Here is a 13,526-nt window from a genome sequence, read left to right as displayed (position 1 = left end):
AGCAAGCGCCTCGTCCTTCGAGACGACCGCTTCGCGGTCTCCTCAGGATGAGGCTCATCGACATTGGCGCCTGCTGTGACACCGCTGCCGCACACTCCGTCCTCATCCTGAGGGCCCGCCGTAGGCGGGCGTCTCGAAGGATGCATCACGGGCGCGTTGCCCGCGACGCACCCTCTACCTGCTCCCGTATGTCGGTTCCGGTCACGCGCTATTTTGCTGCCCATTTGTTGAAGCGCTCGGTCAGGCGGTCGATGTTCTCGAGCCAGAAGCCAACGTTGATCTCGACCGCGTTCTTGATGTTATCAGGCGCCGTCGGCAGTTCCTTCAGAACGGCGGGCTGCAGCCGAGCGGCTGCGTCCTTGTTCGAGGTGCCATAAGCAATGTTCTCCGACAGCCTGGACTGATTCTCCGCCTTGCCGGCGAAGTCCAGGAACTTGTAGGCCGCGTCCTTGTTCGGGCTCCCCTTCAGGATGACCCAACTGTCGAGGGTGAACAGCGCTCCGTCCCACACCATGCCAAAATTCTTCTTCTCGTTCTTGTTCGCGGTGTCGATGCGGCCGTTGTAGACCGAGGTCATCGCCACCTCGCCGGAAGCGAGCAATTGCGGCGGCTGGGCGCCGGCCTTCCACCAGACGATGTCGCCCTTGATGGTGTCCAACTTCTTGAAGGCGCGATCGATGCCCTCGTCGGTCGCCAGCACCTTGTAGACGTCCTTCGGTGCGACGCCGTCGGCCATGAGAGCGATCTCCAGCGTGGTCTTCGGGCCCTGACGCAGGCCGCGCTTGCCCGGAATCTTCTTGGTGTCGAAGAAGTCGGCCCAGCCGCCCGGGGCCTGTTTCAGCTTGTCCTTGTCGTAGCCGAGAACGAAATCGTAGAGGATGGCGCCGACACCGCAGGGATTGACTGACGGCGGGATATAGGCGGCCTCGCCGCCGATCTTGGAATAGTCCATCTTCTCGAACAGGCCTTCCTCGCAGCCGACCGCGAGTTCGTCGCTCTCGACCTGGACGACGTCCCAGGTTGCGGCGCCACCCTGCACCTTGGCGCGCAGCACCCCGACGCCGCCGTCCCAGGACTCGTCGTTCATCGGAATTCCGGCCGCCTTCTTGAACGGCTCGAAATAGACCTTCTTCTGGGCATCCTGATACGCCCCGCCCCACGACACGACGGTGAGGTCACGCGCCTGCGCAACCGTGACCAGCGCAGCGCTGGCGGTGAACGCCGCGGCGAAACCCAGAGCAATCTTGCCAATGTTGCGCTTTAGCATGGTCCTTGTTCCTTCTTCATCTGCGTTGCGTTGAGGTTGATCGATGCCGGTCCACTTGCGCCAAAGACGTGCTGCAGGATTGAATCACACGGGATCAAGGGCCAGGCAGTCCTCGGGGCGGAAGGTGATGAACACGCTGTCGCCATGTCTCAGGCTGTCATATGCCCCCGGCTGAAGCTTGACCATGAACTCCCCGTTGCCGGCGACGTCGAGCACCGCAAGCGCGTGGTCGCCGAGATAGATGGTGTTCTGCACCCTGGCCGGCAGGCGGTTCGGTCCCTCGCTGGAGATGCCATCCAGGACAATGGCGATCCGCTCCGGCCGCACCGACAGGGAAGTCGGCGCGCCGGCGCCTGATACGTTGACCGCCCGTGCGGTCACGGCAGCGCCACCAGCCAGCGCGACGCGGCAATAGTCCTTGTCGACCGTCTCGACGGTGCCGGCCAGCACATTGTTCTCGCCGATGAAGTGGGCGACGAAGCTGTTCACCGGATGCTCATACAGCGCGTCGGGTTTGTCGATCTGCTGCACGATGCCGTCGTTGAACACCGCGATGCGGTCCGACATGGTGAGCGCTTCGCTCTGATCGTGGGTGACGTAGACGACGGTGATGCCCATCGTCTGGTGCAGTTGCTTGATCTCCAGTTGCATCTGCTCTCGCAGGCGCTTGTCCAGGGCGCCCAAGGGCTCGTCCATCAGAACGAGCTGCGGGTTGAAAACCAGCGCGCGGGCCAGCGCGACGCGCTGCTGCTGACCGCCGGACAGCTGCCCGGGCCGCCGCTGCGCCAGGGTTTCCATCTTGATCATGCGCAACGCCGCCCTCACGCGCTCCTGCGCTTCCGCCTTGTTGATTTTGCGAACGGATAGCGGGAAGGCGATATTCTCCGCGATCGTCAGGTGCGGAAACAAGGCATAGTTCTGGAACACCATGCCGATGTCGCGCCTGTGTGGCGGCACGTTCTTGATCGGCCGGCCAGCGAGGTAGATCTCGCCATGAGTGGGAACCTCGAAGCCAGCGAGCATCATTAGCGTGGTCGTCTTGCCCGAGCCAGACGGGCCGAGCAGGGTGATGAACTCGCCCTTCCTGATTTCGAGGTCGAGGTTCTTCACCACGAGGTGCTCGCCATCGTAGGTCTTCTGAATGCCGGAAAAGCGCACCAGTGCCGGCGCAGGCGTGACCATGCCGGCTTCCATGTCGTCCTCGCGTTGTCCCCTACAGTGCCGAGATTAGCATCCTCCGACGAGAATGCCAGCGGTGCAAGCGACCAAGCCGCACGGACCCGATGAGCGAAGGCGAGCTACATCCCCGACAGCTTCGTCACATAGACGTTCAGCGAGCCGCCGGCTTCGGCCACCACGCGCAGGGTCTTGGAATCGAAGGCGATGTCGGCAAGCGTCAGGCTGTCGATCTTGGCTTCGACCTTGAGGCCGTCCTCGCTCTTCTGGTAGTCGGCGATCGCGGCGGCGATCTTTTCGCGGGCATTGGCGGCGATCGGCTTCAGGTCGAGCGTCGCCTTCTGCAGCAGGGCCTGCTGCATCTGTGGCACCACGGCGCGCGCCGCGGCTCCTAACAGGCCGAACGCGGCCTCGGACTCAACCGCGAGCTGGATGTCGGCGAGCCGCAGCGTCTGCTCCGCCTGGTCGAGCATCGGCCGGCCCCAGATGTGCACGGTCGCCTCGGCGCCGAGGCCAAACCAGCTCTTCTTCTCCTTGGCGCGCACCAGCAGCGAGATCAGCAGGCGGTCGCCCGAGGGGATTACGTTGACGGTCTTCACGGTGACGTCGACCGGACCGGAGCCGTCCTCGGGATAGGTATGGCCGACCATCTGCGCCGCGATCAGCTTGTTGATCTCTGTGAAGGGCACGTCGATCGGCACGCCGATGTTCACGCCGGTGCCTGTCGGCGGCACGATCGAGATCTTGTCGGGAAACGGACACTCCGGCTTGGTCGGCGTCGAGGTCACGCGCGTCTCGGCCTCGAGGCCGAGCAGCAGCGTCACCGCTTGCGCATCGACGCGCGGCTGTGCCGCGATCGCGCGCACCGGCTTCATCTCGAGCCAGAGCGGCGGCAGTGCGGCCGATGAACTCGAGCCTTGCAGCGGGATCGAGCGGCAGGCCTTGGCCCATTGCGCTTTCGCGTTCTCCCGCAGCGAAGGATCGTTGCGGATGCGCTCGGAGACCGCGTTAATCTGCTCGCCGACATTCTTGTCGATCAGCGGCTTCACCTGCGCCGGCACGTTGACCTTGGCGCCTGCGACCGAGAGGTTGGTGTCGCCGAGATTGACCTGCGCGCCGAGATTGGGCTCGAGATGCCAGGCGGCCGCGAGCTTCGGGCGAGAGGTGACGACGACGTTGCCCTTGATCTCGGCGCTGGCGTTCAGGTTCTTGATGTTGACGGCGCCGATCCGTTTCGCCGCGTCACCGCCGAGCACGCTGCCGAGCGCGTCGCCAAGGGCGCCTGTGGCTTTCGAGGACAGCGATCCCGTCACGTTGAGCTTGCCGGTGAGCGGCGTCGACAGCGTCAGCACGTCCTTGTCGCCGTTTGCCGCCATCGGACCGCGGGTTGCGGACCAGCCGATGTCGGCGTTCTCCAGGATCTGCGAGATCGGATTGTCGGCCTTCCCTGCGAAATTGCGCGGCGAGGCCTTCTCGGCCTGCTCGCGGATCGCCGACAGCGCGATCGCGACCGGCGCGATCACGATGGAGCTCTTCGAGGCCGGCGGCAGCGGCGGCAGTTGCGCGACCGGCGGCGCCGAATTGGTCGGCTGCGGCGACAGCAAGTCCATCGCCTTCAGGCTGATGAAGAACGACGCCGCGAGCACCACGACGGCGATCAGGATAGTCTTCAGGTTCAGCGTCAGTCCCATCAATCCCCCAGGCCGCCCGGGGCAGAAGTCTACAGGGCAGGCGAGAAGGGCGCTAGAGCGCAAGGATGGGGTGGAATTGGGGCGAACAGGTTAACGGATGCGAACCCGTCGTTGCCGCGCATTCAAACCGTGATCGCGAGGCTAGCTGCGCCGGGGACGACGGACCGCCCTCACATTGCCGCGACCACCGCCGCCGCAGAAGAAGCGATCGCCGCCATCGGACTCCAAACCCGAAACCATCGTCCCGGCGGGCAGGTCGAGCTGCTCGAGCACCTTGCCCGTATCTGGGTCGATCCGCCGCACGTCGCTCTCCTCGTTCTCCCAGGTGCCATGCCAGAGCTCGCCATCGACCCAGGTCACGCCGGTGACGAAGCGCTTGCTCTCGATGGTGCGGAGGACCTTTCCCGTTTCGGGATCGACCTGATGGATCTTGCGCTCGCGATATTGCCCGACCCAGAGCGAGCCTTCGGCCCAGGCCAATCCGGAATCGCCACCGCCGCCGGGTGAAGGGATCGTGCTGAGCACCTTGCCGGTGGCGGCGTCGACCTTCTGGATGCGATCCTCGGCGATCTGGAACAGATGCCGGCCGTCGAACGCCGTGCCCGCATGCGCAGCGACATCGATGGAGCGCGCAATCTTGCCGTCGGCCGGATCGACCGCGTTCAGCTTGTCGCCGGATGCGAACCAGACATGCGTGCCGTCATAGGTGACGCCATGCACGGCTTCGACGCCCGCGAAAGGCCCATACTCCCTGATGATCTCGGCGGCTGAACGCTTCATGTGCTCGATCCCTGTGATGTGACCTCACCTTACGTCTTCAGGAGCGGCGTGGGGAGTAACAAGCCTGTCGGGAAACCCGGGACGGGCGGGGTCATCCAGCGCCGCGCCCTTCCGTGTCCGAAGGACTGCACCTTGTGCGATCGCGCGAGCTCTTCGAGCGCGCGCTGCACGGTGCGCGCGCTCGTTCCAAGCGCCAGCGCGAGCGCCGAGCTCGACCAGGGTTCGCCGTCGGAGAGGAAGGCGAGCACCGCGGCGTGCTTCTCCTCGACCGGCCGCGCCAGCACAAGAACCTGTCGCGTCTTGCGCGGTGTCAGCGCAAAGCCCTGCTTGGTCGCGCTTACGTCGGCAAGAGGCTTGAGCTTGGCGCGGAGCCGGCCGATCTCGACCCGCAGCCGGGCGCGATGCGATTCATCGGCGTGCTTCGCCTGAAATGCCGCGTTCATCAGTGCCTCTCGGGACACGTCCGCGGGCCACGCCTGTGCCAGGGGGCGGGCGAGCGCGAACAGCACCGGCCGGGTCCCGAGCGACACGACGATGCCTCCCTTGCGAACGGTGTGATGGAATGTGTCCACGACGAGCGCCTGGGATGCCGCCAGCGCTTCGACCTGGCCGAGCAACAGCGGATGCTCCTTGCCGCGTGCGATCAGGCGCGCCGCGGGCGTGTCGAGGACGAGGTTCGCACTTTCGACTTCGGCCGTGAGCACTGGAATCCCGGCTAACCGCGCCGCGTCGGCGGCGCGGTCGAGCGCCGCCCGCGCATCTTTGGTTCTGAGCCGCCGGATTGCGATGCCGGCGAGCACGAGTTCGCGGACGACCTGAGATGCAGGCGGCAGTGGTGATGCGCCGAGCGCCGCCAGCGTGCGCTCGGCTTCGTCGAGGCGCCCGACCAGAAGAAGGCGGCGGGCCTCGATGTGACCGGCATGGGCGGCATTGCCGAGATCGCCATGCTTTGCGAGTGTCGCCCGCGCGGCCGCGAGCGTCTTCACCGGCCAATTCAGATCGCGCGAGACGAGCGCGATCTCGGCCTCGGCCACGATGCACCTCGCGCGCGCCACCGCCTCTCTCGGACCGAAGGCACGTGCGGCGCTCCGCAGCAGCATCTTGGCCTTGGCGAGATCGCCGAGCTGCGCCATCGCGATGCCGCGCAGCGCCAGCGACGGCGCGTCGTTGCGTAAGGCGACGCGGTTCAGTGCACCGAGCGGATCGCCCGCTTCGAGCGCGCGCGCCGCGGCCGTGATCAGCGACTCCATGCAAATCCCGCCACACTTGTTACTCCCACCGCGCAACCGTCCGGTGCCAGAAACAGTTTACGACCGACGATGTGCGGTAAGGGGCGAGCTGTTCCGCGTCTGTCATAACGCGACGCGGAATGACCGCCCAGGCAAGAGGTTTGGAGAGCCATGATGACATCAGTTGAAAACGCAGGGAATACTGGACATTCCGCCATGCAAACACCGCCGGTGGTGTCGCCGCAGGACTGGGAGGCAGCTCGTCTGCAACTGCTCGTGAAGGAAAAGGCGCATACCCGTGCCCGCGATGCCCTGGCCGCCGAGCGGCGGCGTATGCCGTGGATGGCAGTGGACAAAACCTATGCGTTCGAGGGCCCCGGCGGCAAGGTCAGTCTGGTCGACCTATTTCAGGGCCGGCGGCAATTGATCGTCTACCGCGCCTTCTTCGAGCCCGGTGTGTTCGGCTGGCCCGATCATGCGTGCCGGGGCTGCTCCATGGTCGCCGACCAGGTCGCCCATGTCGCGCATCTCAATGCCCGCGACACCACCCTCGTCTTCGCATCGCGCGCGCCGCAAGCCGATATCGCGCGGCTGAAGCAGCGGATGGGCTGGACCATGCCCTGGGTCACTATCACCGACAGCTTCGACGCCGATTTCGGCGTCGACGAATGGCATGGGACCAACGTGTTCTACCGTGACGGCAACCGCGTCTTCCGCACCTATTTCGTCAAGAGCCGGGGCGACGAGCAGATGGGCGGCACCTGGAACTATCTCGACATCACGCCGCTCGGCCGGCAGGAGGTCTGGGAGGATTCGCCGAAGGGCTATCCGCAGACGCCGACCTACAAATGGTGGAATTGGCACGACAGCTACACGGAAGGCGCGGCGCCCGACAAGAAGTGGGTCGAGATCTCGGACGCCGGCGAGAAAGCCTTTCGCGAGGAGGCCGCGGGAGAAAGGAAATGACCTCTCCCGTCAGCGCGGCCGCCAGCGTCAACCGCGACAGCATCGCGGCCGCGCGTCACCTCGCCAGATGGCTGGGGCTGGCGGCCACGCCGACCTTCGCGATCATGGCCCTGCTGACCGCCGTGCTCGGCGGCGGTCCGGCGGACATGCTCTGCTCTGCCGGCCAGGGATCCGCGCTCATTGGCATGGTGCCGATGTATCTGTTGATGAGCGCGTTTCATTCCGCGGCGTGGCTGCGGTTGATTGCGGAACGAAGGCGCGGGGGCGAGCCCTCCTGAAGGAGCCCGCCAACGGCGAGCGTCTCGAAGGATGCGCCACACCAAAATGGCGCGATGTGTCCGGCCTCTTATTGCGAGCCGCCCGCCGCCTGCAGATAGGCAACCACCTTGGCCGCTTCCTCCGCCGAGATGCCGCCATAGGGCTGCATCTTGTGGCCGGACACGACCTCGTCCGGCTTGACCATGAAGCGGGTGAGCTTGTCCTGGTCCCAGACGAAGCCGGCTTCCTTCATTGATGACGAGTAATTGTAGTTCGGCAGCGAGCCGGCCTTGCGTCCGACGATCTTGTTGAGATTGGGACCGAGGCGATTGTCGCCCTCTTTCACGGAGTGGCAGGTGCGGCAGGAATTGTTGAAGGCCTGGTGGGCCGCGTCGTCGCTCGCCGGCTGCTGCGCGAACGAGAGGAGTGGTGGTGACAGGAGCAGCGTCAGTGCCCCGGTGCCGATCGCGCGCAGCCATGCGCTTGACGAAAGTTGCAGGCGTGCTCGCATCTGCGCCTCCATCGGGGATCGCGCCACAGCAAGCGCGCTTCGGGATGTCGAGGGCAAACGAAAACGGCCCCGGTGGGTTCCGGGACCGTTTGCGTCACAATGTCCTGTCGCTCAGCGCGTCGCAGCTCCGAGTTCCGCTCGCCGCTCCGTCATCGGCAGCACGATCACCTTGGTGCCGACGTTGACGCGGGCGTAGAGGTCGGTGACGTCGTCGTTGGTCATGCGGATGCAGCCGGAGGAGACGTGCTTGCCGATGGTCTCGGGCGCGTTGGTGCCGTGGATGCGATAGATGGTGCTGCCGAGATACATGGCGCGGGCTCCCAACGGATTGCCGGGGCCGCCGGCCATGTGGCGCGGCAGATAGGGCTGGCGGGCGATCATCTCCGGCGGCGGGGTCCAATCCGGCCACTCGGCCTTCTTGCTCACCGACTGGATGCCGGACCAGGTGAAGCCGTCGCGCCCGACACCGATGCCGTAGCGCAGCGCCTGTCCGTTGCCGAGCACGTAATAGAGATAGGTGTTGGGCGTATCGATGATGATGGTGCCCGGCGCCTCGCGCGTTGCATAGGAAACGGTCTGGCGGCGGAAGCGGGCCGGCATCTCGACCGCGTCCTGATCCTCGGACGGCGCGGCCTGATAAGGCGTGGTCTGGTAGGGCTGATAGGGCTGAAGCGGCTGCGGCGCGGTCATCGGCGGCAGCGGCTGGAAGAAGGGGAAGAGCTGCACCGGCGCGGCGTTGGCTGCACCTGCGAACGCGAATGCGGAGATCGCCACTGCGCCAAAAGCAACGACGCGCGAATAATTCTTGAACGTGTCCAGATTGAACATTGATCGCCCCTGTTTGCTCGGTGTTTTTGCTCACCGCGGCACCGCTACCGGTGCTCCGTTGGGTGGATCACTTAACGGCAAAACGTTTCGGGACATTTGCGCGGAAAACCGAAAACGGTTTCACGGCCGCAAGGATTGTTTCATGACAGTTTCGTGGCCGCGCGGACCCGTTAACGAACAAAACAGTGGGCCGACACTTCTGTGACGTCATACGCCTGAAATATCCTTCGTTGATGGTCGGAAACCGAGAATCATCAAACTCTCGGGATTTTCCCATGCGGGTATTAATCGCGACCGACGCCTGGCATCCGCAGGTCAACGGTGTGGTGCGGACGCTGACCTCGCTGGCGAACGCGGCCAAGGCTCTCGATGTCGAGATCGACTTCCTGACCCCGGAAGGCTTTCCGTCATGGCCGCTGCCGACCTATCCAGGCCTGCGCATCGCGCTGCCTACGGGTAAGGAGATCGCGCGGCGGATCGAGAAAGCCGCGCCGGACGCGCTGCACATCGCGACCGAAGGCCCGATCGGCTGGGCCGCGCGGGTCTATTGCCGGCGCAACCGGCTCGCCTTCACCACCTCCTATACGACGCGCTTTCCCGAATATGTCTCGGTGCGGACCGGCATCCCCGCGAGCATCGGTTATGCCGTGCTGCGCCACTTCCACGATGCCGCCGCGATGACCATGGTGGCGACGCCCTCGCTGCGGCAGGAGCTGTCCGAACGCGGCTTCAAGCGGCTCGGGTTCTGGACGCGCGGCGTCAACACCGAGCTGTTCCATCCCGACAGCCCGGCTCAGCTCGACCTGCCGCGCCCGATCTTCATGACGATGGGCCGCGTCGCGGTGGAGAAGAATCTCGAAGCCTTCCTTTCGCTCGACCTGCCCGGCACCAAGGTCGTCGTCGGCGACGGCCCGCAGAAGGCCGCGCTGGAAAAGAAATACCCCGGCGCCGTCTTCCTCGGCGAGAAGAAGGGGGCGGATCTCACCGCGCATCTCGCCGCGGCCGACGTCTTCGTGTTTCCGAGCCTGACTGACACTTTCGGCGTGGTGCAACTGGAAGCTCTCGCCTGCGGCACGCCGGTTGCCGCTTTTCCGGTGACGGGACCAAAGGACGTCATCGCCGGTCATCCGATCGGCGCGATCGACCACGATCTGCGAACCGCGTGCCTGCGCGCGCTCACGATGTCGCGCGAGACCTGCCGCAATTTCGCGCTGGAACGCTCCTGGGAGAACAGCGCGCGCCAGTTCGTCGGCAATCTCACCTCACTTCAGCCCAGTCGCGTCTTGCGCACCTCGCCTCGCATGGCGCGGCGGCCGGTGCGCGGTTGATCTTCAATTAGAACCACAGCGAGAACCTCATCGATGGCTAAGATCATGAACCTTGACGGCACCCAGCAGCTCGACCTCACCCGCGGCACGGTCGAGCAGGCCTATGACCGTTGGGCGCCGGTCTACGACCTCGTGTTCGGCGGCGTGTTCGCCAAGGGCCGGCAGGCCGCGATTGCGGCCACCAACAAGATCGGCGGCCGGGTGCTCGAGGTCGGCGTCGGTACCGGCATCTCGCTGCCGCTCTATGCGCCGAACCTGCGCATCTTCGGCACCGACATCTCGGAAGCGATGCTCGACAAGGCGCGCCGCCGCGTGACGGAGCAGAAGCTGAAGAACGTCGAGGGTCTCGCGGTGATGGATGCCGAGAAGCTCGAGTTCCCCGACAATTCCTTCGACGTGGTGATGGCGCAATATGTCGTCACCGCCGTGCCGAATCCGGAAAAGGCGCTTGACGAATTCGCCCGCGTGCTGCGCCCGGGCGGCGAGCTGATCATCCTCACCCGCGTCAGCGCCGATACCGGCATGCGCCGCTTCATCGAGCAGAAGCTCCAGCCGGTGGTGCGTCCGCTCGGCTTCCGCACCGCCGAGTTCGCCTGGTCGCGTTACGCCAAATGGCTGGCCGGCGCCCACGGCATCGAACTCGCCGAGCGCCGCCTGATTCCGCCGCTCGGGCACTTCTCGCTGGTGCGCTTCCGCAAGGTCGACGTCGCCAAGGCGGCGTGAGCTTACGCGTCCGCGTGCGTCATCGCGCCGCTGCACATCGTCACATGACAAAATGATGATGTCACACGGCGTACATCGAATCCCTTTAAATCCCGTACCCGAAAGCATTTTGGGGAAGAGCATGATCAAGAATTATCTCGAGCAGCTGCGCATCCAGCGCTGGGACGACCATCGCTACTATCACCACAGCCGCATCAATCAGAGCCTGCACTTCGTCAGCGCGCTGAGCTTCCTCTTTGCCTATGTCTGGCTGTTCATCGATCCCGTGGTCTCCGGGCTGGTCGGCTGGCTGGTCTCGATGACCTCGCGCCAGGCCGGTCACTTCTTCTTCGAGCCGCATGACTACGACCACATCAACCAGGCGACGCACGAGTACAAGGAAGAGATCAAGGTCGGCTACAACCTTCAGCGCAAGGTGGTGCTGATGGCGATCTGGGCGCTCTCGCCGCTGGTGCTGGTCGCCGATCCCACGCTGTTCGGCCTGTTCACACCCTGGGCGAGCGCGACCGATTTCATGCGGCAGGTCGCCAAGATCTGGCTCGTGGTCGGCGGCGGCGGCCTCTTGTTCCGCACCGTGCACCTGTTCTTCATTCGCGACGTCGAGACCGGCCTCGTCTGGATGACCAAGATCCTGACCGACCCGTTCCACGATTTGATGCTCTATCACAAAGCCCCGCTCGCGCTGATGCGCGGCGAGCTGATGGACCCCGGCCTGCACCTCAACCCCGAGCACACGCTGGGCCTCATCGGCGAGCCCACGCTCGAAGAGCAGCACGCCTGAGCGCGCTGCGCATATCCAATACTCCGATGTCAATTGGTTGCGTCATGCCCGGGCTCGTCCCGGGCATCCACGTCTTGGGGGCTTCTTCGCCTCTCCCCGCGTGCGGGGAGAGGCCGGATCGCATCGCAGATGTGATCCGGGTGAGGGGGAGTCTCCGCGGGGGTGCTGCTAGATGGTCGTTCGCCAACTTCCACAGCGCGCGCGGAGAGTCCCCCTCGCCCCGACCCTCTCCCCGCAAGCGGGGCGAGGGAGAAGGGCGGGCGGTGCTCGGGGCTAAGTGTGAGAAAGCCTCAGCGCCCGAAGCGCTTGGCCAGCATCTCTTTCAGGATCTGCCGCTTGATGTTCTTGTTGGTGAGCACGCCGTCGTGCCACCAGAAGCCATCGGCCTTCATCTTCTGCGCCGCGCGGACGAAGCGTTCGGCGACCTCGGTGAAGTCGGCGTCGGTGTAGTTGAGGCTGAAGATCAGCCGGCCGGTGCCGACCCAGCTCAGCGCCAGGCCCTCCGCACGCAGGTAGTATTGCAGCATCCAATTGTAGCGGGACGGCGTGGTGTATTTCACCGTCCAGATCGACGAGAAGTTGGCGAACTGCACCGGCAGGTCGGCCTCGGTCATCATCCGGTTGAGCTTCTGGACGCGGCCGTTCCAGGTCTCCTCCAGCCTGTCATAGACGGCGCGGAAGTTGGGGCTGGCGAGACGGCTCAAGAACTCGTCCATCGCCGTCATGACGTAGGGATGCGAGTTGAAGGTGCCGCGGGCAAAGCAGATGTCGGCGGGGCGATCGTCGCGGAAGCGGCGCATCAACTCGCGTTTGCCGCAGACCACGCCGACCGGCAGGCCGCCAGCGAGGCTCTTGCCGTAGGTCACCATGTCGGCGCGTACGCCGAAATATTCCTGGGCGCCGCCGGCGGCGAGACGGAAGCCGACGAACACCTCGTCGAAGATCAGCACGATGCCACGTTCGGTGCAGACTTCGCGCAGCTTTTTCAGCCACTCCGTATATGCCGCGCGATCGAAATCGCCGCCGCGGGAGGAATCGACCAGGGAGGAATCGCCGGGCGCATTGGCGTTCGGATGCAGGCCCTGGAGCGGGTTGACCAGCACGCAGGCGATGTCCTTGCGCGTCCGCAGCACGTGCAGCGTCTTCTCCGACATCTCGGCGAGGGTGTAGGTCTCGTGCGCAGGGATAGGATTGCCGACGCCGGGCTGCACGTCGCCCCACCAGCCGTGATAGGCGCCGGCGAAGCGAACGAGATGCGCGCGCTTGGTGTGGTAGCGCGCGAGCCGCACCGCCTGCATCACGGCTTCGGTGCCGGACATGTGGAACGAGACCTCGTCGAGGCCGGAGATCTGGCAGAGCCGCTGCACATTCTCGAGGATGACGGGGTGGTAGGGGCCGAGCACGGGGCCGAGCGCATGGGCGCGCTTCTCGGAGCCCTCGATGCACTCCTTGTAGAAGTCATTGCCGAAGATGTTGACGCCGTAGGACCCCGTGAGGTCGTAGGAGATGTTGCCATCGACATCCGTGACGGTGACGCCGCTGGAGGATTCCATGAAGGTCGAGGTGCCCAGATGCTCGCGGACGAGGCGCGAGAACTGGAACGGCACGCGATAGCTCTCGGTGAAGTTCAGGTCGGAGATCGTCTCCGCCGCTTCCTTCGTCATCGCGCGGCCCTTGGGGTAGCGCTCGGCGTAAAGCTTGGCGAGGCGGAAGAAGGCGTCCTGGCGCTGAGCCACGACGTTGGCAGGCGCGCCGTCGCAGCCGAAGTACTTGTCGCCCTCGAACTCGTAGAACGGGAGCAGCCGCGCCACGCGGCGCGACATCTTGGAGTGCCCCGCGAGCGAGCGGTGCTTGGCGCGGGAGAGTTCGACCCGCGCCTTGATCTTCGGGAGGACGGCGGCAGCGGAGGCTGCGGCGGCCACGGACATCGAGAGAATCGGGAGTGTCGTTTCCATGACAACAAGCGCTAATACTGCGAGCTGACAGAT

The 13,526-nt window shown here is 65.1% G+C and carries 13 protein-coding genes; 5 read left to right on the top strand and 8 right to left on the bottom strand.

The window, feature by feature from the left end:
- Positions 1 to 208: 208 nt before the first annotated feature.
- From BLV07_RS02815 to BLV07_RS02795, 5 genes are all read right to left on the bottom strand, one after another.
- Positions 209 to 1,267, bottom strand: a complete 1,059-nt coding sequence (locus tag BLV07_RS02815; protein WP_091879324.1) for an ABC transporter substrate-binding protein — start codon at positions 1,265 to 1,267, stop codon at positions 209 to 211.
- An 84-nt stretch (positions 1,268 to 1,351) separates the two neighbouring features.
- A complete protein-coding gene (locus BLV07_RS02810; protein ID WP_091879321.1) occupies positions 1,352 to 2,461 on the bottom strand; it encodes an ABC transporter ATP-binding protein in 1,110 nt (369 codons plus the stop codon).
- A 104-nt stretch (positions 2,462 to 2,565) separates the two neighbouring features.
- Positions 2,566 to 4,134 carry a DUF4403 family protein gene (locus tag BLV07_RS02805; RefSeq protein ID WP_091879318.1) on the bottom strand — a complete coding sequence of 523 codons (1,569 nt, stop codon included), beginning with the start codon at positions 4,132 to 4,134 and terminating at the stop codon, positions 2,566 to 2,568.
- Between the two features lie 141 nt (positions 4,135 to 4,275).
- A complete protein-coding gene (locus BLV07_RS02800) occupies positions 4,276 to 4,914 on the bottom strand; it encodes a Vgb family protein (RefSeq protein WP_091879315.1) in 639 nt (212 codons plus the stop codon).
- A 29-nt stretch (positions 4,915 to 4,943) separates the two neighbouring features.
- Positions 4,944 to 6,164 carry a response regulator transcription factor gene (locus BLV07_RS02795; protein WP_091879312.1) on the bottom strand — a complete coding sequence of 407 codons (1,221 nt, stop codon included), beginning with the start codon at positions 6,162 to 6,164 and terminating at the stop codon, positions 4,944 to 4,946.
- A gap of 150 nt (positions 6,165 to 6,314) precedes the next feature.
- Here BLV07_RS02795 and BLV07_RS02790 point away from each other — a divergent pair, with 150 nt between their 5' ends.
- Both BLV07_RS02790 and BLV07_RS02785 read left to right on the top strand, forming a co-directional pair.
- Positions 6,315 to 7,109, top strand: coding sequence for a DUF899 domain-containing protein (locus tag BLV07_RS02790; protein ID WP_091879309.1), 795 nt, complete (start codon positions 6,315 to 6,317; stop codon positions 7,107 to 7,109).
- Positions 7,106 to 7,387 carry a hypothetical protein gene (locus BLV07_RS02785; protein WP_091879306.1) on the top strand — a complete coding sequence of 94 codons (282 nt, stop codon included), beginning with the start codon at positions 7,106 to 7,108 and terminating at the stop codon, positions 7,385 to 7,387. Before BLV07_RS02790 ends, BLV07_RS02785 begins: the two co-directional genes overlap by 4 nt.
- A gap of 68 nt (positions 7,388 to 7,455) precedes the next feature.
- Here the strand turns inward: BLV07_RS02785 and BLV07_RS02780 are convergent, their stop codons facing one another.
- Positions 7,456 to 7,890 (bottom strand): c-type cytochrome, encoded by a 435-nt coding sequence (locus BLV07_RS02780; RefSeq protein ID WP_091879303.1) that lies wholly within the window; start codon positions 7,888 to 7,890, stop codon positions 7,456 to 7,458.
- A gap of 99 nt (positions 7,891 to 7,989) precedes the next feature.
- Positions 7,990 to 8,706, bottom strand: a complete 717-nt coding sequence (locus BLV07_RS02775; protein WP_091879300.1) for a L,D-transpeptidase — start codon at positions 8,704 to 8,706, stop codon at positions 7,990 to 7,992.
- Between the two features lie 275 nt (positions 8,707 to 8,981).
- Here BLV07_RS02775 and BLV07_RS02770 point away from each other — a divergent pair, with 275 nt between their 5' ends.
- From BLV07_RS02770 to BLV07_RS02760, 3 genes are all read left to right on the top strand, one after another.
- Entirely contained in the window at positions 8,982 to 10,034 is a 1,053-nt protein-coding gene (locus BLV07_RS02770; RefSeq protein ID WP_176945304.1) for a glycosyltransferase family 4 protein, read from the top strand.
- 33 nt (positions 10,035 to 10,067) lie between these two features.
- Positions 10,068 to 10,757, top strand: a complete 690-nt coding sequence (locus BLV07_RS02765; protein WP_036003432.1) for a class I SAM-dependent methyltransferase — start codon at positions 10,068 to 10,070, stop codon at positions 10,755 to 10,757.
- A gap of 121 nt (positions 10,758 to 10,878) precedes the next feature.
- Complete coding sequence (locus BLV07_RS02760; RefSeq protein ID WP_091879295.1) at positions 10,879 to 11,538, top strand: hypothetical protein; 660 nt, start codon at positions 10,879 to 10,881, stop codon at positions 11,536 to 11,538.
- A 290-nt stretch (positions 11,539 to 11,828) separates the two neighbouring features.
- On the opposite strand, the gene BLV07_RS02755 is transcribed toward BLV07_RS02760, so the two are convergent.
- The gene (locus BLV07_RS02755) at positions 11,829 to 13,493 is read right to left on the bottom strand and encodes an aminotransferase class III-fold pyridoxal phosphate-dependent enzyme (protein WP_091879292.1); all 1,665 of its coding nucleotides are present in this window, start codon (positions 13,491 to 13,493) and stop codon (positions 11,829 to 11,831) included.
- Positions 13,494 to 13,526: the final 33 nt, after the last annotated feature.

This window comes from Bradyrhizobium sp. Rc2d (genome assembly GCF_900099855.1).
GTDB lineage: Bacteria > Pseudomonadota > Alphaproteobacteria > Rhizobiales > Xanthobacteraceae > Bradyrhizobium.
The sequence above is the reverse complement of the archived record's forward strand: the minus strand, read 5'-3'. Positions and strand labels throughout refer to the sequence as shown.

Excerpts from the sequence above, each read along its gene's own strand:
- BLV07_RS02815 (WP_091879324.1), bottom strand. The coding sequence starts at position 1,267 with ATGCTAAAGCGCAACATTGGCAAGATTGCTCTGGGTTTCGCCGCGGCG.
- BLV07_RS02810 (WP_091879321.1), bottom strand. The coding sequence starts at position 2,461 with ATGGAAGCCGGCATGGTCACGCCTGCGCCGGCACTGGTGCGCTTTTCC.
- BLV07_RS02805 (WP_091879318.1), bottom strand. The coding sequence starts at position 4,134 with ATGGGACTGACGCTGAACCTGAAGACTATCCTGATCGCCGTCGTGGTG.
- BLV07_RS02800 (WP_091879315.1), bottom strand. The coding sequence starts at position 4,914 with ATGAAGCGTTCAGCCGCCGAGATCATCAGGGAGTATGGGCCTTTCGCG.
- BLV07_RS02795 (WP_091879312.1), bottom strand. The coding sequence starts at position 6,164 with ATGGAGTCGCTGATCACGGCCGCGGCGCGCGCGCTCGAAGCGGGCGAT.
- BLV07_RS02790 (WP_091879309.1), top strand. The coding sequence starts at position 6,315 with ATGATGACATCAGTTGAAAACGCAGGGAATACTGGACATTCCGCCATG.
- BLV07_RS02785 (WP_091879306.1), top strand. The coding sequence starts at position 7,106 with ATGACCTCTCCCGTCAGCGCGGCCGCCAGCGTCAACCGCGACAGCATC.
- BLV07_RS02780 (WP_091879303.1), bottom strand. The coding sequence starts at position 7,890 with ATGGAGGCGCAGATGCGAGCACGCCTGCAACTTTCGTCAAGCGCATGG.
- BLV07_RS02775 (WP_091879300.1), bottom strand. The coding sequence starts at position 8,706 with ATGTTCAATCTGGACACGTTCAAGAATTATTCGCGCGTCGTTGCTTTT.
- BLV07_RS02770 (WP_176945304.1), top strand. The coding sequence starts at position 8,982 with ATGCGGGTATTAATCGCGACCGACGCCTGGCATCCGCAGGTCAACGGT.
- BLV07_RS02765 (WP_036003432.1), top strand. The coding sequence starts at position 10,068 with ATGGCTAAGATCATGAACCTTGACGGCACCCAGCAGCTCGACCTCACC.
- BLV07_RS02760 (WP_091879295.1), top strand. The coding sequence starts at position 10,879 with ATGATCAAGAATTATCTCGAGCAGCTGCGCATCCAGCGCTGGGACGAC.
- BLV07_RS02755 (WP_091879292.1), bottom strand. The coding sequence starts at position 13,493 with ATGGAAACGACACTCCCGATTCTCTCGATGTCCGTGGCCGCCGCAGCC.